20 protein-coding genes are annotated in these 21,475 nt (G+C 69.5%); 3 read left to right on the forward strand and 17 right to left on the reverse strand.

Annotated features, from left to right (window positions below; translation table 11 throughout):
* Window positions 1–181 precede the first annotated feature (181 nt).
* Window positions 182–664: a carboxymuconolactone decarboxylase family protein gene (locus OG801_RS09280; RefSeq protein WP_355021600.1), complete on the reverse strand. Its 483-nt coding sequence runs from the start codon at window positions 662–664 to the stop codon at window positions 182–184.
* Window positions 661–1,761: a dihydrodipicolinate reductase gene (locus OG801_RS09285; RefSeq protein ID WP_406035398.1), complete on the reverse strand. Its 1,101-nt coding sequence runs from the start codon at window positions 1,759–1,761 to the stop codon at window positions 661–663. The genes OG801_RS09280 and OG801_RS09285 overlap by 4 nt, the downstream gene beginning before the upstream one ends.
* A 140-nt stretch (window positions 1,762–1,901) precedes the next feature.
* Here OG801_RS09285 and OG801_RS09290 point away from each other — a divergent pair, with 140 nt between their 5' ends.
* Window positions 1,902–3,548: a GMC oxidoreductase gene (locus OG801_RS09290; protein WP_355021598.1), complete on the forward strand. Its 1,647-nt coding sequence runs from the start codon at window positions 1,902–1,904 to the stop codon at window positions 3,546–3,548.
* Between the two features lie 111 nt (window positions 3,549–3,659).
* Here the strand turns inward: OG801_RS09290 and OG801_RS09295 are convergent, their stop codons facing one another.
* The 4 genes from OG801_RS09295 to OG801_RS09310 all read right to left on the reverse strand — a co-directional run bounded on the left by OG801_RS09295 (window position 3,660) and on the right by OG801_RS09310 (window position 6,782).
* Window positions 3,660–3,824 carry a hypothetical protein gene (locus OG801_RS09295; RefSeq protein WP_229788002.1) on the reverse strand — a complete coding sequence of 55 codons (165 nt, stop codon included), beginning with the start codon at window positions 3,822–3,824 and terminating at the stop codon, window positions 3,660–3,662.
* Window positions 3,825–3,972: 148 nt separating this feature from the next.
* Window positions 3,973–4,272, reverse strand: a complete 300-nt coding sequence (locus tag OG801_RS09300) for a WhiB family transcriptional regulator (protein ID WP_355021597.1) — start codon at window positions 4,270–4,272, stop codon at window positions 3,973–3,975.
* A gap of 104 nt (window positions 4,273–4,376) precedes the next feature.
* Window positions 4,377–4,592, reverse strand: a complete 216-nt coding sequence (locus tag OG801_RS09305) for a hypothetical protein (RefSeq protein ID WP_355021596.1) — start codon at window positions 4,590–4,592, stop codon at window positions 4,377–4,379.
* A gap of 138 nt (window positions 4,593–4,730) precedes the next feature.
* Window positions 4,731–6,782, reverse strand: a complete 2,052-nt coding sequence (locus OG801_RS09310) for an ATP-dependent DNA helicase UvrD2 (protein ID WP_355021595.1) — start codon at window positions 6,780–6,782, stop codon at window positions 4,731–4,733.
* Window positions 6,783–6,890: 108 nt separating this feature from the next.
* On the opposite strand from OG801_RS09310, the gene OG801_RS09315 reads away from it, so the two are divergent.
* The gene (locus tag OG801_RS09315) at window positions 6,891–7,136 is read left to right on the forward strand and encodes a mycoredoxin (protein WP_406035401.1); all 246 of its coding nucleotides are present in this window, start codon (window positions 6,891–6,893) and stop codon (window positions 7,134–7,136) included.
* A gap of 6 nt (window positions 7,137–7,142) precedes the next feature.
* Here OG801_RS09315 and nudC read toward each other — a convergent pair whose 3' ends face one another.
* On the reverse strand, window positions 7,143–8,054 hold the full coding sequence (gene nudC / locus OG801_RS09320) for an NAD(+) diphosphatase (RefSeq protein ID WP_406035403.1): 912 nt from the start codon (window positions 8,052–8,054) through the stop codon (window positions 7,143–7,145).
* A gap of 37 nt (window positions 8,055–8,091) precedes the next feature.
* On the opposite strand from nudC, the gene OG801_RS09325 reads away from it, so the two are divergent.
* Window positions 8,092–9,897, forward strand: coding sequence for a hypothetical protein (locus OG801_RS09325; RefSeq protein WP_355021593.1), 1,806 nt, complete (start codon window positions 8,092–8,094; stop codon window positions 9,895–9,897).
* Window positions 9,898–10,496: 599 nt separating this feature from the next.
* Here OG801_RS09325 and OG801_RS09330 read toward each other — a convergent pair.
* From OG801_RS09330 to OG801_RS09375, 10 genes are all read right to left on the reverse strand, one after another.
* A complete protein-coding gene (locus OG801_RS09330; RefSeq protein WP_406035406.1) occupies window positions 10,497–13,733 on the reverse strand; it encodes a UvrD-helicase domain-containing protein in 3,237 nt (1,078 codons plus the stop codon).
* Window positions 13,730–16,948: an ATP-dependent helicase gene (locus tag OG801_RS09335; RefSeq protein ID WP_406035408.1), complete on the reverse strand. Its 3,219-nt coding sequence runs from the start codon at window positions 16,946–16,948 to the stop codon at window positions 13,730–13,732. Before OG801_RS09335 ends, OG801_RS09330 begins: the two co-directional genes overlap by 4 nt.
* 32 nt (window positions 16,949–16,980) lie before the next feature.
* Complete coding sequence (locus tag OG801_RS09340; RefSeq protein ID WP_355021590.1) at window positions 16,981–17,283, reverse strand: DUF1905 domain-containing protein; 303 nt, start codon at window positions 17,281–17,283, stop codon at window positions 16,981–16,983.
* 3 nt (window positions 17,284–17,286) lie between these two features.
* Complete coding sequence (locus tag OG801_RS09345; protein ID WP_355021589.1) at window positions 17,287–17,736, reverse strand: cupin domain-containing protein; 450 nt, start codon at window positions 17,734–17,736, stop codon at window positions 17,287–17,289.
* Window positions 17,717–18,415: a hypothetical protein gene (locus tag OG801_RS09350; RefSeq protein ID WP_406035411.1), complete on the reverse strand. Its 699-nt coding sequence runs from the start codon at window positions 18,413–18,415 to the stop codon at window positions 17,717–17,719. The genes OG801_RS09345 and OG801_RS09350 overlap by 20 nt, the downstream gene beginning before the upstream one ends.
* Before the next feature lie 78 nt (window positions 18,416–18,493).
* On the reverse strand, window positions 18,494–19,159 hold the full coding sequence (locus OG801_RS09355; RefSeq protein ID WP_406035412.1) for a lysophospholipid acyltransferase family protein: 666 nt from the start codon (window positions 19,157–19,159) through the stop codon (window positions 18,494–18,496).
* Window positions 19,159–19,479 carry an MGMT family protein gene (locus tag OG801_RS09360; protein ID WP_406035414.1) on the reverse strand — a complete coding sequence of 107 codons (321 nt, stop codon included), beginning with the start codon at window positions 19,477–19,479 and terminating at the stop codon, window positions 19,159–19,161. The genes OG801_RS09355 and OG801_RS09360 overlap by 1 nt, the downstream gene beginning before the upstream one ends.
* 21 nt (window positions 19,480–19,500) lie before the next feature.
* Window positions 19,501–20,370, reverse strand: coding sequence for a hypothetical protein (locus OG801_RS09365; RefSeq protein WP_378674863.1), 870 nt, complete (start codon window positions 20,368–20,370; stop codon window positions 19,501–19,503).
* Window positions 20,371–20,430: 60 nt separating this feature from the next.
* The gene (locus OG801_RS09370) at window positions 20,431–21,057 is read right to left on the reverse strand and encodes a class F sortase (RefSeq protein WP_355021585.1); all 627 of its coding nucleotides are present in this window, start codon (window positions 21,055–21,057) and stop codon (window positions 20,431–20,433) included.
* Window positions 21,054–21,344: a hypothetical protein gene (locus tag OG801_RS09375; RefSeq protein WP_406035417.1), complete on the reverse strand. Its 291-nt coding sequence runs from the start codon at window positions 21,342–21,344 to the stop codon at window positions 21,054–21,056. The genes OG801_RS09370 and OG801_RS09375 overlap by 4 nt, the downstream gene beginning before the upstream one ends.
* Window positions 21,345–21,475 lie beyond the last annotated feature (131 nt).

The following is a 21,475-nucleotide window of genomic DNA, read 5'->3' on the forward strand; positions in this document are numbered from 1 at the left end:
CTCGCAGAACGACTTCGCACGCCCACGCTCAACCGCGGTGGTCCACGCGAGGAGGCGGTTGGGGTCGGCCTCGTAGCATCCGCAGAAATCGCAGGTCTTCATGGCTCAACGATAGGTCGAAATCCTGCGCTTCAGAGGGTGCAACACCGAAATTCTGCATCACCTGAATGTCAGCGCCGTGTTACCTCCGGGAAGGCAGGACACAGGCGGTGTCGAGGCCCAGAACGTGGTTGAGGCGGCCGAACGCCAGCCACGATCCGAGGCACATGCTCAGCTCGACGATCTCGGCATCGGTGTAGTGGGCCGACATCCGGTCCCAGAAGTCCTGGTCGATGCCGTGGTGGTCGATCGCGTAGCGCTCGGCGAACTCGGCGGCGAGCCGGGTGCGGTCGTCGAAGGCGTCCGTCGTACGCCACTCCTCGACCGCCTCCGCGAACGACTCCTCGACCATCTCGCCGTCTCGCTCGGTGCGCCAGTCGAGGCAGAAGACGCAGCCGTTGATCTGCGCGATCCGCAACCGGGCGGCCTCGAACTCGCGGAGCCCGAGCGTGGTGTGCTCGTAGACCGCGAGCGAGAGGCCGGCGGCAGCCGGACCGATTCCGGGGACCATCTCGCCCCAGACGTACTCGATCGGATCCCGCCCGTCGGGAACGTCGACGATCATGCGGTCACACCTTCCTGGGCGGCCTTGGCCGCGCCGAGCTTGCCGGTCGCCGGACGCAGCGGTACGTCGAGCGCGTCGTAGAGGCCAGGGGCCGAGTCGACGAGCCACTCGATCGCGCCGACGAGCCGTCCGACCGCGGTGGCGTTACCGCCCGCCGCCCGGTTGCCGGCCTTGTCGGTCGCCTCGACCGTCACCTCGATGCGCGGATCCCCCTCGATGATCACCCGGTGGGCGCCGTCGCCGTCGGGTGGCGTCGGCCAGTGCGGGGCGCATGAGGGATGGATGCGGGTGACGTGCTCGACGACGATGAGCGGCTCCCCGGCGACGATCCCCTGGACCTCGAATCGCACCGCACCCTGGGTGCCCTTCTCGAAGTCGCCCATCGACGCGGTGGTCACCGTCTCGTCCAGCGGCAGCCGCTCGACGGTCTCCCGGATCTCGTCGAGCTCGACCTCGAGGCCACGGGCCAACAGCCTGACCTGGCCGCCCCACACCATCGTCGGGACGGTCTCAGCGAGCATCGGGGCGTCGTAGTCCATCGACTGGCCCATCCCGACGAGATAGCGGACGGAGTCGGGCTGGTCGTAGGTGGAGTAGTCGAAGATCTCCTGGCAGCGGACGACGTCCACGGTGCTGCCCAGGCCGCTGACGAGCAGCGGCAGTACGTCGTTGCCCCACCCCGGGTCGACACCGGAGACGAAGAGCGACCCGCCGCCCTCGGCGATCGCGGCCAGCACCGGCTCACGCATCTCCGGCGGAGCGTTGCGCTGGTCGTAGAGCGCGTAGAGAGCTGGCGTGACCACCACGGCCCCGGCTCCGAGAGCTCGCACGATGTCGGCGAGAGCCTCGTCCGGACGGATGTCGCCCGATGCGGCGTACACCACCGCCTGCGGACGTGTCGCGAGCACAGACTCGATGTCGTCGGTGGCGGCGACACCGAGATCACGGCCGAGCTCCGCGAGGTCGCCTGCGTCCCGGCCGACCTTCTCGGGGTCGTGGACGAGCACGCTCGTCAGCTCGAGTCGTGGATGTGCGTCGACCGCGCGGATCGCGAGTCGACCGATGTTTCCCGTGCCCCAAACGCATGCGCTGACCATGCGATCTCCCTTGCCGGTTGCCCTGTTGGTTTGCTCTGCCGGATTGCGTGAATGTTGCGAACCTGTGACACCCCCACCGGCATACTAGAACATGTTCTAGCAAACAGTGATGAAGATCAGTGATGAAAAGGGAGGTCATCTTGAGCAACACACCACGAGAGGACAGGTCGCGGGGCCTGTCACGCCGAGGGTTCGTGCTCGGCGCGGGCTCACTGGCTGGTGTCGGGATGCTGGGAGGAGCATTCGGAGCCAGCCCGACATGGGCATCAGCTGCGGCGTCGTCGATCGGCAACGGCGCACAGGTCCCGGTGCTGGTCATCGGCACCGGCTACGGCGGCTCGGTCGCGGCCCTGCGGCTGGCCCAGGCCGGCATCAACGTCCACATGGTCGAGATGGGGCAGGACTGGGCCACAGTCGCACCAGGGAGCGACGGCAAGATCCATCCGAAGATCACCAGCCCAGATCACCGCGCCTTCTGGATGCGCACCCGAACCAAGCAGCCACTCAGCAACTTCCTCGGGTTCCCCATCGACACGAACATCACCAAGCATGCCGGCATCCTGGACGCCGAGGACTTCGCCGGCATCTCCGTCTACCAGGGACGCGGCGTCGGCGGCGGCTCGCTCGTCAACGGAGGCATGGCCGTCACGCCGAAGCGGGAGAACTTCGGAGCCGTCCTCCCCTCGGTGGATGCCGCGGAGATGTACTCCACCTACTACCCGCGGGCCAATGCCGCCCTCGGCGTCGGATCCGTCGACCCCGACTGGTTCGAACGGACCTCCTACTACCAGTACTCACGCGTCGGCCGGAAGCACGCTCAGCGCTCAGGCTTCGCGTGGACGTTCGTCCCGGACGTGTACGACTGGAACTACATGATGGCCGAGGACAACGGCAGCGTCCCGAAGTCGGCGCTGGCCCAGGAGGTCATCTACGGAAACAACCACGGCAAGAGGACGCTGCCGAAGACGTACCTCGCTCAGGCGGCCGCCACCGGGAAGGTCACCATCTCCTCTCTGCACCGGGCCACCTCGGTCCGGCCCGCGGCAGCCGGTGGGTACGACGTCGTCCTGGAGCAGATCAACACCGCCGGCGACGTGGTGGCGACGAAGACGGTCAACGCGGGCAAGGTGTTCTTCGCGGCCGGCAGCGTCGGCACGAGCAAGCTGCTGGTGAAGATGAAGGCGACCGGCGCGCTGCCCGCACTGAACGGCGACGTCGGCCAGGGATGGGGCGACAACGGCAACGTGATGGTCGGGCGGGCGAACCACATGTGGGACCCGACCGGTGACGTGCAGTCGACGATCCCGTGCTCCGGCATCGACAACTGGGACGCCGGCGGCGCCTTCGCCGAGGTCGCGCCACTGCCTGCCGGTCTCGAGACGTTCGCGTCCTTCTATCTCGCGATCACCAAGACCCAGCGCCGGGCAGCGTTCAGCTACAACTCGGCCAGCGGCAACGTCGACCTGTCCTGGCAGACCGCGTGGAAGCAGGACTCGATCACGATGGCGAAGACCATCTTCGACAAGATCAACAAGAAGGAGGGGACGATCTACCGCACCGATCTGTTCGGCACCAACAAGATCTGGGGCGACCACCTGACCTACCACCCGCTGGGCGGCGCCGTCCTGAACAAGGCGACCGACAACTACGGCCGGCTGCACGGCTACGACGGTCTCTACGTCATCGACGGAGCGCTCATCCCAGGCAACACCAGCGTCAACCCGTTCGTCACGATCACCGCCCTCGCGGAGCGGAACATCGAGAGGATCATCGCTACCGACCTCTGACCCGAATGGGGACAGAAACATAGGACCGGCCAGTCCGAGGGTTTCTCGGACTGGCCGGTCATCTTCCACACCCGCGATCAGAGGGGTGAGGTCTGGGGTCCCATGGGGGACTTACAGCGCGCGGGCAAGAGCCAGCTTCGCCTGGACGGCGGCTCGCTCGGCCTTGCGGCCCAGGCGAGCGGCCTTGACGAGGGCATGGCCTCGCCGCAGTTCACGCGCCTCTCCCAGGCGCGCGGACATTTGCGCGCGCGCCAGGTCTTCGTAAAGCAAGTTCATCTGAGTGCTCCGTACTCGGTTGGTGTTCATGTCTGTTTGCTTCTCCTGCTGGTCAGCGGGCTCCGGCGCCCATGGTCATCACGATCGGGTTCATGGCTGTTGGCCTTTCGTCGTTGAAACGGCTGCTGGTGTTGAGGTGCTCGGTCGTTCAGGCGGCGTCCTTGCGGGGCCGGCCACGGGGCCGCTTGCGGGGGATCACCTTCCCCTGCAGGAGCAGCTGGCCGCCCCAGACGCCCCAGGGCTCACGCCGGTCGAGGGCGCTGGCGAGGCAGAGCGGCTGCACGGGGCAGGTCGCGCAGAGCGTCTTGGCGAACTCGACGTCGGCGGGAGACTCGGCGAACCACAGCTCCGGGTTGTTGACCCGGCAGGGCAGCTGGTCCTCGTCGTAGCGGTTGGCGCGGTCGTGGAGAACGCCGAGAGTGACCTCGGGCTCGAGAATGCTGGTCATATGTACACCTCCTTTGTGACTGATCGCGGGTTTTGAGAAACAGAAAGGCCGCGGATCCCGGGTTTCGGGTTCCGCGGCCTGGAGGCTGCTGTGACTACGTGGTTCTACGTAGTCGGACAGCTCCAGGCTCGAATCCCGTGGGACTTGACCTTGATGGCATCCGCCTGCGGGGACACGAGTCCCTCGAAGCGCGTGCCGTAACCGGCGCCCATAAAGGCACCGGCAGCCGGGGTGGCCCAGGTCGGGCTGGACAGCTCGGGGTGGCCGCACGCGGACATGGCGATGCCATTGATCGGCGTCTGAATCATGTTGAGCTTCATCGGGGCCACCTCCTTCGGGGCTGTCGGGCGCGCCTCATCGGCGCGCGGCTTTACTTGATGAAAGAACAGTAACCGGCCGGACAGGTCGGCCGCAAACGATTAAACCCGTTGATTTCGACGAATTTCCGTGAAGGACTTTTAGGCCTCGGCGGAGATCACCTGAAGGACTTCCGAGCCGTACGTCTCCACCTTGCTGCGGCCGATGCCGGCGATGCGCTGCAGATCCTGGAGCGTGCCCGGCTTCTGTTCGGCGATCTGCTCCAGGGTCGCGTCGGTGAAGACCACGAACGCCGGCTTGCGGATCTCCTCGGCGGTCTCCTTGCGCCACTGCTTCAGCCGGGCGTAGAGCTCCTCGTCGTAAGGCGCGTCGCAGCCCTCGTGACGGCCAATCCGCTTCTCGGCCGCCGAGCCGAGCGGGCCGCCGCAGGCCTTGCACATCCGCGCCTTCCCGGAGCCGGGGCGACGGGTCGGCGCCGCGGACCGAGCCGGTCGCAGCGGGTCGAGGAACCGCGACGGCCTGCGCCGCGCGGCCTGGCCCGGCTGGCGTGCCAGCGCCCAGGACAGGGTCAGGTCCACCCGCGCCCGGGTGAGGCCGACGTAGAGCAGCCGACGCTCCTCCTCGATCTCGGCCGGGGTCGGCTCCTCGCCACGGAGGATGAACGGCATCGTGCCGTCCTGGAGGCCGACCAGGAACACCGAGTCCCACTCCAGGCCCTTGGCGGCGTGGAAGGTCGCCAGGGTCACTCCCGACGGGACCGGTGCGTGCTGTTCGGCCGCACGGCGGTCGAGCTCGGCGACGAGCCCGGCCAGGTCGCCGCCGGCCGCGGAGAAGGTGCGCGCCTGGTCGATCAGCGCCTGCCATGACTCCCAGCGGTCGCGGGTCTGCCCCCGGCCCTCGGGCGGCTCGGAGGTCCAGCCCATCCCGGCGAGGATCCCGTGGACCGACTCCAGCAGCTCGTCGCCGATCACGGCACCCTGGCCGCCTCGCGCCGCACCGCGGATCCGGGTCACCGCCTCGCGGACCTCGGGCCGATCGAAGAATCTGGCGGCCCCGCGCAGGACGTACGGGATCCGGCGCGCGGTGAGCGCGTCCTCGTAGGCCTCCGACTGGGCGTTGATCCGGAACAGGATCGCCATCTCGTTGTAGGGCTTGCCGGACTGGTGCAGACGCAGGATCTCGGCGGCGACGCCCTCGGCCTCGGCGACCTCATCTGGCTGCTCGACGTGCTCGACGGCCGGCCCGGAGTCGCGCTGGGCCTGCAGCTGGACACCGGCGCTCGGCGTACCTTCCAGGATCTTGTTGGCGGCCTTCACGACCTGCGGCGAGGAGCGGTAGTTGCGGACCAGCTCGACCGATGTGGCGCCGGGGTGCTTCTTCGGGAAGTCACGCAGGTAGGCGGCGTCGGCTCCGGCGAAGGTGTAGATCGTCTGCGCCGGGTCGCCGACGACGCAGAGCTCGCTGCGCCCGCCCAGCCACAGGTCGAGCAGCGCCGACTGGAGCGGCGAGACGTCCTGGAACTCGTCGACGGTGAACCATTTGTACTGTCGCCTGACCTGCGCCGCGACGCGCTCGTCATGCTCCAGGAGGCCGGCGGTCAGGAGCAGCACGTCCTCCATGTCCATGCGCGCCTGGGTGCGTTTGACGTCCTCGTAGGCCGCATAGATGTGTCCGACCATCGCCGGCGTCAGCCCGCCGACCTCCCGGCCCCGAGCCTCGGCCGACTTCGGGTAGTCGTCGGGGTGGACGTTGGAGACCTTCGACCACTCGATCTCCGAGGCCAGGTCGCGCGCCTGGGCCTGGTCGACGTTGATCCGCTGGCGCTGCGCGGCCGCGCGGATGAGCGGGATCTTCGACTCGGTCAGGTTGGGCAGCTCGGTGCCGTAGACCTTCGGCCAGAAGAACCGCAGCTGGCGCAGGGCCGCGGAGTGGAAGGTGCGCGCCTGGACCGCGCCGGCGCCCATCGCCCTCAGCCGCTGCCGCATCTCCCCCGCCGCCCGGGTGGTGAAGGTGACCGCGAGGACCTCCGGGGGCGCGTAGACGCCGGTGGCGACGCCGTAGGCGATCCGGTGGGTGATCGCCCGTGTCTTGCCGGTCCCCGCACCCGCCAGCACCCGGACCGGACCCCGCAGTGCCTCCGCCACCCGGCGTTGCTCAGGGTCGAGGGCGGCGAGGAGGGACTCGGGGGTCATGGGCGGGGCAGGGTTCAATTGGGAATGGCTCCTCGGGGTGGGAACGTTATGCCTTGCAGGCCAAGACTATTGGCTCGCACCGACAGTTCTGAATGAGGAGAGCCCCCGATGAGCAGCTTCACGATGTACACCACACCCTGGTGTGGATACTGCCAGCGACTCAAGGGTCAGCTCGGCCGTGAAGACATCACCTTCGACGAGGTCGACATCGAGCAGGTCCTGGAGGCCGCGCAGATCGTCGAGCAGGTCAACGGCGGCAACCAGACCGTCCCGACCCTCGTCTACTCAGACGGCACCGCGATGACCAACCCGTCGATCGCTCAGGTCAAGGCGAAGCTCGCCGAGCTGGTCTGACGCCGGTCACCACGAGCCGGGCAGCTCCCCGCCGTACCACTCCTCGACCAGCGAGCGGCTGATCGAGATGCCGCTGGGCAGCTTGATCTCACCGCTCTTCGCGACCGCGGCGAGATCCGCGCGGGTGAACCAGCGCGCCTCGCGGATCTCGTCCTCGTCGACCGTGATCTCGGTCGACGCCGCGCGCGCGAAGAAGCCGAGCATCAGGCTGGCCGGCAGCGGCCAGGGCTGGTTGCCGAAGTAGTCGACCTGCCCGACACGTACGCCGACCTCCTCGGCGACCTCGCGGCGGACCGCGTCCTCGAGCGACTCCCCCGGCTCGACGAAGCCGGCGAGGGTGGAGAAGTTGGGCGCGGGCCAGCGGGTGTGGTTGCCGAGCAGGCAACGCTCCTCATCGCTCCCGGGCTCCCCTGACGTCACCAGCATGATCACCGCCGGGTCGGTGCGCGGGAAGATCACGTGTCCCTCCGCGCAGGCCAGCTCGTGACCGGCTGAGCGCGGTTCGAGGCTGCCGCCGCACCGGGAGCAGAACCGGGTCGCCCGGTGCCACTCGGCCAGTCCGATCGCGTGCATCAGGAAGCTCGCCTCGGTCGTGTCGGCGAGCAGTGCGGGGAAGAGCCCGCGCAGATCACGCCACGTCTCGCCGGCCTCCTCGCGACCGGTGAGCACCGCGAACCGGGCACCTTCGGCGGTGTCTCCGAGGAGCAGCCGGATCCCCTCCGGCGAGTCCCCCGGCGTACGCCACCTCACGCCGGTCCTGCCTGACGGCTCGACCCTGTTGCCGGCGACCACGAGGACCCTCGTGGTCTCGTCCGACCAAGCCTTGTCGACCCAGCCGTCGTCGGCGCGCAGGTGGCCGGAGCGGTCGTGGGGATCCTGAATGATTCGCAGATGGATGGGCAGCTTCGGGGAGTCCACCCGTCAGAGCCTATGAGGTGGGTATATGTTCCGCCGCGTGGATCGGTTCTGGCGCATCGCCGCTGTCGTCTCCGTCGTGGTCGCTCTGGCGATCAACGTCTACATCGCCTGGGGTTCCAACCTCTCGTTCATGTACGACGAGATCGGCACCGTCATCCACGGACGGACCGTCCTCGGACTCGACTCGCCGCAGCTGAACACCCCCGGTTACTACCCCGGGTGGGGCGTGCTGCTGGCGCCGTTGTGGCTGGTCACCTCCAACGTCTTCACGTTCTACCAGCTGGCGATCGTCGTCGGTCTGGTGATCAGCATGCTCACGATCTGGCCGCTGGCTCGGGTCGCGGTGCGGCTCAGCGGGGTCACGCCGGCGCAGGGTGTGGTCGCCGGCGCCATCGTGATGGCCCTACCGCCGCGCGCGATCCAGGCCGACTACATCCTCTCCGAGCGGCTGGTCACGCTGCTCGTCGTCCTGGCGACCCTGGCCGCGTTCCGGCTATGGGAGAAACCGACCTACCGCGGCGTACTCCTGCTCAGCCTGCTCACCGGGCTCGCGCTCTTCTCCCATGCCCGGATGCAAGTCTTCGTCGCTGCGGTAGCGCTGTGGTTGATCTTCTTTCTTGTACGCAGGTGGCAGATCGCCCTCGTCGGACTGGTCGCCACTGGCGTGCTCGCCGTGATTGCCAACAAGGCCGCGCTCTGGTTCCACGCGCAACTGGTGCCGTGGAAGTTCATCCAGGCGCAGGGCTTCTTCGAGAAGGTCACCCAGGCCAACCCCCGGTACTGGGTCGACACCTTCGCCGGCGAGGCCTGGACCCAGATGATCGGCAGCTTCGGCGTCGTGGTCGTCGGCCTGGTCGTGGTGACCGCTCTGTTCTGGAAGGAGCTCCGCTCACGACAGGTGGGGCCGGCCGGGTTCGTGCTGATCGCGGCCGGGTCGATGTACGTCCTCAGCTGCCTGAACTGGGGCAACGAGTACTCGCTGTTCACCATGGAGTGGCGGCGCTTCGACTACTGGATCTACGGACGCTACATCGACCCGGTCTTCGCGGTCCTCGTGCTGGCCGGGGTGTGCGCGGCGATCCAGGCCGTACGCTCCCGTGCGGTCCTCGTCTGGACCTGGGTGATCGTCGCCGGGATCTCACTGGTGACCATCCTCGTGGTCGCCCCCGACGCACCCACCTGGGCCTACACCACCCCGGCACACATCCCCGGCGCGATCCCGTGGTGGTGGGCGCTTCCGGGCGGCGAGTTCCCACAGCCGGGGCCGATCCCGTCGTTCACCAACGACAACCGCTTCTGGCTGATCGCGACCCTGTGCGCCCTGGTACCGCTGGCGATCTGGACGCTCCTCGCCGCCCTCTCCCGGCTCAGCCCTCGGCTGAGCTCAGCGAGAGCTGACCGAGTACGCGCCGTGGTCGTCACCGCGCTCGTCCTGGTCGTGGGCACCGCCGGGTCTGCCGTCGCCGACGTGGCCTCCGACAAGTTCCACGACCACTTCGACCACGCCACCCCGGTCGTCGACGACCTGCGCTCGATCCTCGCCGAGCACCCCGACGCGGTCGTCGCCTACGACGACAACTGCCCCCGCCGCCCCTCGGCGATGAACTCCGAGCGCAACTGGCTGATGTGGTGGATGCTGCCCACCATCGTCGAGCGCGAGTGGGAGTGGGGCGACGACATCGTCTTCTCCTGCCCCTCCGGCGAGCCGGCTTTCGTCACCGGTGCGGTGATGCTGCGCGAACGTCCGTTCCCACTTGCCACCGTCTGGATCATGCCCGGCGACCTGCTCGACTCGTTGCGTGAGTCGGGTGAGTTGCCGGAGGTTGCGCGGACGGTGAAGTAGCTTTCGGCTGCTCGCCGTTTGGATTCGGTTGGGGTCTTGGTCTGGCGTTTGGATGGGGGCCGATTTCTCTGGCTGGGCTGGGCCGCCGACCCGTTCTTTGAGGGTCTCTCGATCTGGACCGGCGTCAAGGACGGGCCTTCGGCCCGGGTGTGGCCACGGCACACTCACCCACGGAAGGTGACCGTTCCACGCCTACGCCAGACATGGGGTCTCCGGATGAAAGAAAAATTTCTTCCATCCGACAACCCCACCCCGGTCTAGCCATCTCTGAGGCGAACGAAAATTCGTTCGCCTCCCCGACCCGTCTGCCGAGCTGGTCCCCGGGCGGAAAGAAAATTCTTTCCACTGGTCGACCCGACCGCCCGAGCTCCCAATCCCCCGCCCAACCCAAATCTCCGCACCAAACCCCTGCCGCCGACCCGATAACCAGCCAAAATTCTCGGCGACGACCGGTGTCAAGGCGATGTATCGAGCTTGTCGAGATGATCGCCGAAGGCGACCGGCGTCAGCCGGCGGCCGAAGGCCGTCCTTTACTCCGGGCGACGCCGAGAACACCCTCCCCGAAAGGGTCGGCGGCAAACAGTCCCCCGAAAAACGGGTCAGCGCCCCCCGCCCAAGATCCTCTCCAGCTCCTCCCGATCAGAAAGAGCAGAAGGCTCGACAAGCCGGCCAGAGCGCACGTAGTAGAACGCCGCCCGAACCCGCGACAACGGCACTCCCATCAGCTCAGCCCACCCAAGCCGATAGAGAGCCAGCTGGAGCGGGTCGGCGTTCTGGGTCTGGTTGGTCTTCCAGTCGATGATCAGGAAGCTCCCGTCGGGCTCCTGATAGACGGCGTCGATCCGGCCGCGTACGACCTGACCTGCCAGGACGATCGCGAAGGCCGCCTCGACCCGGTACGGGGGGCGGTCGGCGAACGGGCCCTGTTCGAAGGCGGCGATGACCTCCTCGAGACCGGACTCGTCCTCGATGCCGTGGTCGGCACGTCCGGGCAGGTCGTCGGGGTCGAAGAGGTCCTGCTGGCCGAAGCGGGCCTCGACCCAGGCGTGGAACCGGGTGCCGAAGCGGGCCTGGGAGGACGGCTTGCGGGGCATCGGGCGGACCAGGTCGGCGGCGAAGCCGAGCGGGTCGTCGCGCAGCTTCGACATGGCGGTGGCCGAAAGCGACGACGGCAGCGGTACGACCACCTCCGGAGCGCGCTCACGCTCCGCCTCGGTGAGCAGCCGCTCGATCTCCTCGTCCCACTGGTTCACCGTCTCGAGCAGGGTGAGGTCGTCGAGATCGTCAGGTCCCGGAGTCACCTCCCGGACCAACCTCGCCGCCTCCAGACGGCGCTCCACCTCTGGAGTGTGATGGTTGATCGGCCAGGGCAGGTCGACCTCCTGCGCGGCGTAAGGACTCTCCTCTTCGCCCTTCACAACGACCTCGGCCCACCGGTCGGGCTTGGCGCCCCACTGGAGCAGCGCCTCGCGGGTCTTGTCCATGTAGACCGACGGCCCACGCCCCTCCTTGAGCGAGGGTGACCAGCGCCAGCACGAGACGAACTGGATGTGGCGGGCGCGGGTCCAGGCGACGTACGCCAGCCGGAGCTCCTCGACGCGCTCGTGTTCCTTGCGCTCGGCGAGGAGCTCGTCGATCGAGTCGGCGTCGTGGCCGTGGAGCTGCGGCAGATCGGCGCGGTCCCCGCGGAGGGCAGCGGGCATCACCGACGGGACGGTCAGCCACGACGAGCGCGTCTGGCCGGTCGGGAACTTCTTGTGGGTGACCCCGACCAGGAAGACGACGTCCCACTCCAGGCCCTTGGCGCGGTGGACGGTGAGCAGCTTGACCGAGTCGGCCTCCGAGGGCGTGGCGACGTCGAGGCCCTGGCCGTATTCGTCCTCCGCCTCGAGGTAGGCCAGCAGCGCGGCGAGGGTGACCTGACCGTCGAGACCCTCGAAGTCGGCGACCGCCTGGACGAAGAGGTCGAGGTTGTCTCGCCTGGCCGAGGCTGCCGGGGAGACCGAGGCAGCCAGCTCGACATCGATGCCGGTGACGTCGATGATCCGCCGGACCAGGTCGAGGAGCGGCTCGTTGACCGCCCGGCGCAGCCCGCGGAGCTCGTCGGCGAGGAGCTTGAACCGCTCCCTGGCCTGTGGGGAGTAGTCATAGTCGGAGGTGTCGCCGGGATCCTCCAGCGCGTCGTTGAGAGAGGGGATCTCGGTGGGGTCGGTGCCCTCGACCGCCGCCTCCAGCTGCCGCTCGATGTCGGCGAACTCCTCCGCGCCGCCGATGACGCCGGCCAGGTCGCGGGAGCGTCGACCCAGGATGGCCAGGTCGCGCGGCCCGATCGCCCACCGTGGACCGGCGAGCAGCGTGAGCAGCGCGGCGTTGGCGGTGACATCGTGGAGCAGCTCCATCGTGGCCACGACCTCGGCCACCTCGGGCAGCCGTAGCAGCCCCTTCAGGCCGACGATCTCGACCGGGATCTCGCGAGCGGTGAGCGCGTCGAAGACCGCTGCCGCCTGCGAGTTGTCCCTGGTCAGCACGCCGATCTCCTTCCACTCCCCGACCGCCTCATGGGCCTCGATCACCTTGTCGGCGAGCCAGAGCAGCTCATCGTCGTACGTCTCGTGGACATGCACCCGCACCTCACCATCCCGCGCGCCCTCGGCGGCGACCAGGCGCTCCTTCTCGCGGCCCTCGTAGAGCTGGGCGGCCAGATGGTTGGCGGTGTCGAGGATGCGCGCGTCGGAGCGGCGGTTGACGGTCAGGGAGTAGGCGGGGCGTCTCCCGTCCTTCGCCGGGAAGTCGCGGCCGAACTCGAGGATGTTGCTCACCGAGGCACCGCGCCAGCCGTAGATCGCCTGGTTGGGGTCGCCGACGGCGGTGACGGGGTGTCCGTCGCCGAAGAGGCGGGCGAGCATCTGGGCCTGGGCCACCGAGGTGTCCTGGTATTCGTCGAGCAGCACGACCTTGAACTTCCCGCGCTCGATCTCGCCGACCTCGGGCGTCTCCACGGCCAGCCGAGCGGCCAGCGCGATCTGGTCGGAGAAGTCCATCAGCCCGAGCCGGTCCTTGAGCCGCCGGTAGCCGTCGACCAGGTCGAGCAGCTCGTAGCGCTTGTCGATCGCGTCGATCGCCTTCTCGACCTTGGTCAGCTTGGTCTTGACCCGTTTCCCGTCGGCCAGCTGGGCATTGAGGTCGGCCACCTCCAGCGCGAACAGCGACCGCTCGTTGCGGTCGTAGGCCCGCAGCGTGGCGGGGTCGACGAGGTGCTCGGAGAGCTCGGAGTCGAGCGCGAGCAGCTGCTGGACGGCCAGCTTCGGGTAGTCGGTCAGCTTCTCCACCGGGTGGGTGTGCCGGGCCACGGCTCGAGCCGCGAGCTGGTAGCGGGTCGCGTCGGCGATCAGCCGGGTGTCGGGCTCGTGGCCGATCCGCAGCCCGTGCTCGGAGAGCAGGCCGGAGGCGTAGGAGTGGTAGGTCGAAACGGTCGGCTCGGTGGGCTCGTCGTCCTCCTCACCGGGCCGCGGCGGACCCTCGCGCCGCTCGGGCCACAGCCCCGCCTTCTGCAGCGACTCCCGGATCCTGGTGGCCAGCTCGGCGGTCGCCTTCGTGGTGAAGGTCAGACCGAGCACCTCCCCGGGGAGTACGCGGCCAGTAGCGACCAGCCAGACGACTCGAGCGGCCATCACCGCGGTCTTGCCGGATCCCGCGCCGGCGATCACCACGGCCGGCTCCAGCGGAGCCGTGATCGCGCGGAACTGCTCCTCGCTGTAGAGCCAGTCGTGGCCCATCAGCTTGGCGAGCTCTTCGGGGGTCTCGACCTTCATCGCGGTGCTCGTTCCGGCGTTCATGACAGCACCGATCCGGAGGTCTGCGCCGGGCAGAGCGCGACGAACTGGCACCGGTCGCACTGCTTGCCGGGCCGGGCCACGAACTCCTCGGCCCGGACCGTTGCCACCGCCTTCTCCAGCTGGGCGACGATCTCGGGCGGCTCGGGGGCCTGGACCTGCACCTTCGGCAGCTCGCTCCCCGAACCCGCGGGATGGCGCAGCTGGATAAGCTCCGCTCCCCCGGAGGTCGCCCCGGGCGCGAGCTCGGACGCGGCGCCGTGCTCGACGGCCAACTGGTAGAGGCCGAGCTGGCCGTGCTCCTTGACCTCCTGCGCGGTGGGCGGATACTTCCCGGTCTTCAGGTCCACGACCACGATCCGGCCGCTCTCGTCGAGCTCCAGGCGGTCGGCATAGCCGTTCAGCCGCACCGTCTCGCCGCTAGGCAGCGAGACCTTCGCGGTCAGCTGCTCCTCGAAGCCGATCACGGTCCGCGCGCCGGGGCGCCGGTGCCAGGTCAGGAACCTGGCCAGTACGTCCTGGACCGCCTCGCGCTCGCGGGCAGCGGACCACGGCGTACGGAACTCGAGGCGGCCCCAGACCTCGTCCACGAACGGCATCAGGTCCTCGACGGTGGCAGCATCGAGGTCGCCGCGGGCGAGCTGCTCGGCGATCGCGTGCACGACCTTGCCGAACCCCTGGCTCGAGGAGTCGGTGACGGCCCCGCCCGCTTCGCGGGCCAGGAACCACTGCGCGGGGCAGGTCAGGATCGCCTCCAGCGCCGACGCGCTCAGCGTGATCGGACGGCCCTCGGGACGCACCGCGGCCGAGGCGTACGTCGGGGCCCGCAGCCCCCACCAGGTCGACGGGTCGGCCGCGAGCGCGATCCGCTTGCCGCGCACCTCGGTGGCGGCCAGCTTCTGCAGCCTTCTCGCGGCCGCCTCGCGCAGCGCGTCGGGCTGCGCCGGATCGGCGGCGGTGCGGCGCAGCTCGGCGATCAGACCGGCCAGAGACAGCGGTCGCGTCGGCCGGCCGACGCGGTGACGAATCTGGTCCTCGCGCAGGCCGAGCTCGTTGATGAACCGCGACGGCTGGTCACCGTCGTCGTCGGGCGACTTCACCGCGGTCACGACCAGCCGGGACCGGGCGCGGGTGGCGGCGACGTAGAAGAGCCGGCGCTCCTCGGCGAGCATCGCCGAGCGGGTCAGTGGCGGCAGCAGCCCGCCGTGACGGCCGTCCGGCAGCGCCGGGGCGATCCGGTCGGGGCCGAGGAGCGAGTCGCGCCGGCGCAGGTCTGGCCAGGCGCCCTCCTGGACGTGGGCGACGACCACGAGCCCCCATTCCAGCCCCTTGGAGCGGTGGGCGGTGAGCAGCCGCACCGCCGAGCCGCGTACGCCCTTGTCGGCGAGGGTGTCGGCCGGGATCTCCTGGGCACGAAGCGTGGCCAGGAAGGTCTCCACCGAGGTGAACTCCTGGCGGCCCTCGATCTTGGCGGCGGTGTCGAAGAGCGCCACGACCGCGTCCAGGTCACGGTGGGCCAGCCGCGCCGCCGCACCACCCGACTCCACCTGCGCCCGCAGCCGCTGCCCCCACTCGGCACCGTCCCACAGCGTCCACAGCACCTGCTCCGCCCCGGCCCCCTCCTTCAGCGCGACACGCGCCTCAGCGAGAAGAGCCGCGAGCCGGCGTACCCGCCCCAGCACCCGCTCCTCGCCGTCCCCGTTCTCCTCCGGGTCGAGCAGCGACGGATCGAGCACGGCGCGGCGTACGAGATCGTGCGCGGCGACGTCGGGGAACCTCGCCCGCAGGGTGCGCGTGAGCGCGCGGACGTCGGTGGCGTCGAGGCCGCCGAGAGGACCGGTGAGCAGCTCCTCGCAGCGGTCGGGGCGTACGTAGCGCTCGTCGAGGTCGGACTCGACGTCGGCGTCGACGACGATCCCGAGAGCGTCGAGGAGGACCGCGGCGGCGGGCTCGCGGACCAGCGGGGTCTCGTCGGCGGCGACCTCGACCGGTACGCCGGCGGCGGTCAGCGACCGGCGCAGCTGCGGGATCGAGGTGCGGCCGGAACGCACCAGGACGGCCATGTCGGACCAGTCGATGCCGTCCTCGAGATGCGCCCGGCGGAGCAGGTCGGCGATGTGCTCGGTCTCGGCTCGGTCGGTGTCGAAGGTGAGCACCTCGGCCCGGCCGGGGTCCTGGGCCAGCGGATGCGGGTTGCGGAAGGTGTCGTAGGCCGCGGCCGGGATCGAGCCGCGCACCGAGATGCCCGCCGCGATCGACCGCGACGCCCGCAGCAGCCGCGACCCGAACCGGCGGGTCGTCCCCAGCGCCACCACCGGCGCATGCCGGCGCTCCCGGGTCAGGAACTGCGAGGGGAAGTCGAGGATCCCGTTGACGTCGGCGCCCCTGAACCCATAGATCGACTGGTCGGGGTCACCCACCACGATCAGGTCGCGCCCGTCGCCGGCAAGCGCCTGCAGCAGCGCGACCTGGCTCGGGTCGGTGTCCTGATACTCATCCACGAACACACACGCGAACTCGGCCCGGAGCTCGGCCGCATGCCGCTCGGCCTCGATCACCCCACGCATGATCAGGTCGGGGTAGTCGATCGCCGACTGCGCACCGAGCACGTCGAGATATTGCTCCAGGAACCACCCGGCCGCGACGAACTCCTCGATGCGCTCCTCCCGGCCGAGCGCCACCAGCTGGTCGGGGTCGAGCCCACGCTCGCGCGCCCGCGCGATCACGGTCTGCACCTCACGCGCGAACCCGCGGGTGCCGATCGCCATCCGGAACCGCTCCGGCCACCTCACCGACTCCGGGTGGTCGGCCAGCAGCTCCTGCAGCACCACATCGGCCTCCGGCGCGGAGAGCAAGGTCAGCGGGGCGGCGTAGAGCTCGGCCGGTGCGTAGCGGCGCACCAGCCCGTAGGCGAAGGAGTGGAAGGTCGAGGAGACCGCCCCGGACAGCGTCCGCCCCAGCCGCGCGGTCACCCGGTCGCGCAGCTGCTCGGCGGCCTTGCGGGAGAAGGTCAGCGCCAGCAGCTGGTCAGGACGTACGCCGCGGTTCTCGATCCGGTCGACCACCGCCTCCACCAGGGTGGTCGTCTTGCCGGTCCCTGGTCCGGCCAGCACCAGCAGCGGTCCGCCGGGATGCTCCACGACCGACCGCTGGTGCTCGTCGAGCACCGGCACTGCGGCAGCACTCGGCGGCGGGGCTAGGCGGTAGGCGACACTCACGAGTCCCACCCAATCAGACGGCGCCGACAGTTTCAGGCGTCCCCTCGGACGTCATGTCCAAGACGCATCCTCACCGCGACGACGTCGTCGAGGTCGAGGCCCTCCGCCTTCCGGACGACCACCTTCAACGGCAGCAGATAGGTGCCGTCCTTGGGGAAGAGCGCGGTGGTGAACGTGGTCGCGCCGATGGTGGCGGTGACGGCGACCTGGCCCCAGTACTCCAGGCCCCGGGCATCCTCCTTGAGGTCCTCGGCGTCCTCGACGGGCATCGGCACGTAGTAGAACGGCGCCGGTCCGCGCCACTCGATGACGGCTCCTTCGAACGCGTACTCCATCTCCTACTCCGCAGTGCCTGATTCTGGGGCGAGCTCGAAGTCGTCGAAGTCGAACCCGGGTGAGACCACGCAGGAGACGAGCGCGTCCTCGGTCGAGGGGACCGTACGCTGCCACACCCCCGCCTGCACGACCGCCTGCGGCACCTGGCCGGCGGCGACGTCGACCCCGACGAGCACGGTCTCGCCTTCGACCGGCGCCGAACCGGCGCCGCCGAACTGGAGCGACACGACGCCGGTGTGCGCCAGCCAGATCTCGTCCGAGGTGACGCGGTGCCACGCGGACGACTCCCCGGCCAGGAGCCGGAAGTAGATCAAGGTCGCGGTCGGGCGCACCCGCCCGTCGGGCAGGGTGACGGTCTCGGCGGCAGCCCAGGTCTGCCGGAACGCCCCGCCTTCGGGGTGCGGCGCGAGGTCAAGGGCGGAGGTGATGGAGTCAGCGGTCACCCGGCTCATTGTGCCGGGTCTCGTTGGCCGGGTCGTCGGGGAAGCGCGGGTCGCCGAGCAGGTACTGCCAGATCAACCCCGGCTTCTTGTGCGGCAACGGCTTGGGACCACCGACGGAGCGGTTCTCGACCGCGTCCCAGACGGCGTCGACGGGACGGGCCACGCGGCGTACGACCTTTCCAGGCAGACCCGTGTGCGGGAGGTGGGGATGTGGACGCGAAGGTGCCCTCCGCTCGGCCGCGGCCATCCGCTCCGCGATCAGGAGAAGCTCGTCGTCGGAGGCTTCCTCGGCGAGGCGCGAGACCAGCTCGCCCTCCCTCTCCTCCTGGTCGATGAGCGCCTCCTCGACCTCGCCCCACAGCGTCGGCCACCGATGGGTGGTCTCCCAGGTGGAGCCGTACTCGTGCGCCTTCACGTGGAAGAGCAGCACCTCCAGGTGCCGCGCCATGGGGAGGTAGTCATGGACCAGAGCGGCTCCGCCCTCGCAGTGAGCGGAGACCGCCGGCAGCAGTGCCTCGTCCACCGCGTGCAGGTGGCGGGACGTACCGGCGTTGAACTGGTCGATCGGCGGGCAGCCCCGGCGGGTCTGCTCCGGCCTGGCGATGATGCTCCGAGCGTGGGCCAGGCGCCCAGCGAGCTCGTCGTGCTTGCGTCGCAGCTCGTCCTGCAACACGGTCGTGGTGGCCATCTGCCTCACCTCGGCTGATAGGGATCCACCCTCCAGAATGCGCCCCTTCTCGGCCCGGCGCAACAGGCAAATCTGCGATCAGACGTCGGCGGGCCGCTCGTTGTAGACCCCGGCCACATCCTGGCCGCTCAGCGCGGCGATCGCCTCCATGACCTCGTCGGTGAGGGACCGGCGGGCCTTGCCGAGAGGTACGCCGTCGAAGCGCCCGGCCACCTGGATCGGCTGCCCGAACTCGACGGTGACCTTCGCCAGCCGCGGCAGGCTCGACCCGACCGGCTGGAGCTCCGCGGTCCCCCGCAGACCCACCGGCACCACGGGCACGCCGGCGGTCAGCGCCAGGTGGGCCACCCCCGTGCGTCCGCGGTAGAGCCGGCCGTCGCGCGACCGGGTGCCCTCCGGGTAGATCCCGAACGCCTCACCCTTGTTGAGGACCTCCAGAGCCACCTCCAGCGAGCCGAGCGCGGCCTGCGGGTCGTCGCGGTCCACGGGCAGCATGCCCAGGCCCTCGAACCACGCCCGCTGGGCAGCACCCTTGAGGCCGGTGCCGGTGAAGTAGTCGGACTTGGCCAGGAAGTGCACCGGCCGGGGCGAGACCGACGGGATCACGATCGAGTCGGCGAAGCTGAGGTGATTGCTGGCCAGGAGCACGCCACCGGTGCGCGGGACGTTCTCTGCCCCCGTCACCGTGGGACGCCAGACGGCCCGTAGAAGGGGTGGCACGACGGCGTGGAGGACGCGATACATCACGTGCTCATCGTAGGCGGCAGCCACAGCGCCGCGCGCAGGTCCACCGCCCCCGAGACGCGGCGCGGGGTGCCCTCCTCGAGATACGCCTGCCGCGCCTCCTCGCCGTGGGAGGCGGGGAGCGAGCCATCGGCCCGCACCACCCGCCACCACGGCATTCCCGCGCCCTCGCGCGCCATCACCGCGCCGACCTGCCGAGGCCCGCCTCCGAACTCGTCGAAGAGGGCATCGGCGATCGCGCCGTACGTCGTCACCTGCCCGCGTGGGATCTGCTCGACAAGACGCAGAACGGCTTCTACGTACGCCTCCCGGTCCGTCATGCCGGGCACATTAGCGCGGTGCTACAGGATGGGGCTGAACGGCTCCGTGCCCTGGACCAGACGCAGACCGGAGATGCCCGAGTTCGCCTGGGCGTACTTCAGCTCGAGGTCCATGTCGCCGATGTTGTTGGACCCGGCGAGCGGAAGCAGACCCAGGGTCGACAGCGTCCCGACCGCCTTGCCGTCGGCGTTCAGGAAGCCGGAGCCGGAGTCACCGGGGATGCCGGGGGTGAGGTTGTAGAGCGGGTGCGACCAGCGGGTGCCGTTGACGCTGTCACCGAGCGAGAGGCCGATCTTCGGCGAGAGCAGGTCCAGGTCGGCGCGCACCGAGGAGTTGCCGTAGGAGTAGACCTTGTCGCCGGCGACGGTGCCGTCGGTGTCGATGCCCGTCGGACCGCCCCAGATCGGCACGCTCGGGTTGACCTTGCCGGCGTCGGCGGCGTTCACCTTGACCAGGGCGAAGTCGTTGTAGGCGCAGGTGTTCTCGTCCTTCGTGCCCGACTTCTGCATGGTCAGCCAGGACGAGTACGCCAGCTTGCCCTTGCCCAGCACGGTGCCCTCGCTCAGCAGGGAGCCGCCCTCGTTGAAGGTGACCTCGGTGCCCAGCGGAAGCGACTTGGCGGCACACCCGTTGGTGTCCGTGGCCTCACCGAGACCCGCGCAGTGGGCGGCGTAGCCGACGTAGACGTTCGCGGCGGAGTCGGCGAAGACGAAGTTGGCGGTGCACTGGGCACCACCGGTGTACATCTGCACGCCCGGGGTGATGGTGGCCGTGTCGGCCGGGGCCCAGGCGTGGGCCGCGGACGGGATCAGGGCCGGGACGAGCGCGGCGGTCAGGGTGCCGGCGGCGACGGCTGCGGCGCGGCGTACGGAACGGCGAGTGCGGAGCATGTGGGGGCCTCGGTCTGTAGGTGATGTGACTCACAAGTAACGAGGCTCGACTGCCCTGGGTTACGGGACGGCGACCACCACGGTGTTGCCCTGGAACGAGGTGCCGTCCCAGTCGTCGCACGTCACCACGACCAGCCTCGGCTCGCCGTCGGTGTCGAAGAGCCTCTCGCTGCGCTTGGCGACCTGCTCCTTGGAGAGGTCGCGCACCGACCGGACGGTGTAGCTGAACTCCTCGTCCTTGGTCCGCACGACGATCTCGTCGCCCTCGTTCACCTCGCCCAGCCGGTCGAGGATGCCGCCGCCGTTGTGCAGGGTGTGGCCGACGATCAGCACCGAGCCGTCATCGGCCCCGGGCTTCGCGCCGCCCTTCCACCAGCCCATGAGCGAGGCGTCGGCGGGCGGGGTGAGCGTGCCGTCCTCCATGGCCAGTGGCACCACGTCGGCATGCACGTTGAGCGACTCGATCGAGACGCCGCGTACCTTGCCCTTCTTCTTCGGCACCTCGGCCAGCGCCTCGGCCGGGATCGACGAGGTCGTCCCCGGTGGGGTCGCGTTGGTCTTCTTCGCGTCGTCGAGCTTGGTGTAGTAGTCGTAGGCGGCATAGCCGAGCACAGCGACCGCGACCACGAGGACGACGACGAAGATCTCGCCGAGGAAGGTCCTCAGGCTGGGTTGACCGTTGCTCACTCGGCCGAGCGTGCCACAGCCTCAGCCCGTTTGCGACGTACGGCCAGTCCGGCCCCCGCCCCCATCAGCAGAGCACCGACCCCGGCGAAGACATAGGACGGAGGTACGCCAGGGGTCGGGTCCGCGACGTTCGACTCCAGCCTCTCCGGGTCGATCGCAGAGCCTACGGCCGCGCCGGAGGCCGGCTCCGGGACCTGGTCGCTCGCGTTGGCAGGGGCACCGAGAAACAGTCCGCCGGCCAGGGTGGCACCGGCGAGCGTCGCGCTGAGACGAGCGCGTGTGGACAACGTCGAATCCTCCGAGGTTCGGGCATTGATGCAACTCCGCCCCCCGCAGCTGCGATCGCAAAACTATCGGTATCGCCACGTACAGATAAAGCCAGCGGCGGCCCCAGAGGAGCCACCGCTGGCCAACAGTT

The organism is Nocardioides sp. NBC_00163, assembly GCF_045206295.1.
Taxonomy (GTDB): Bacteria; Actinomycetota; Actinomycetes; order Propionibacteriales; family Nocardioidaceae; genus Nocardioides.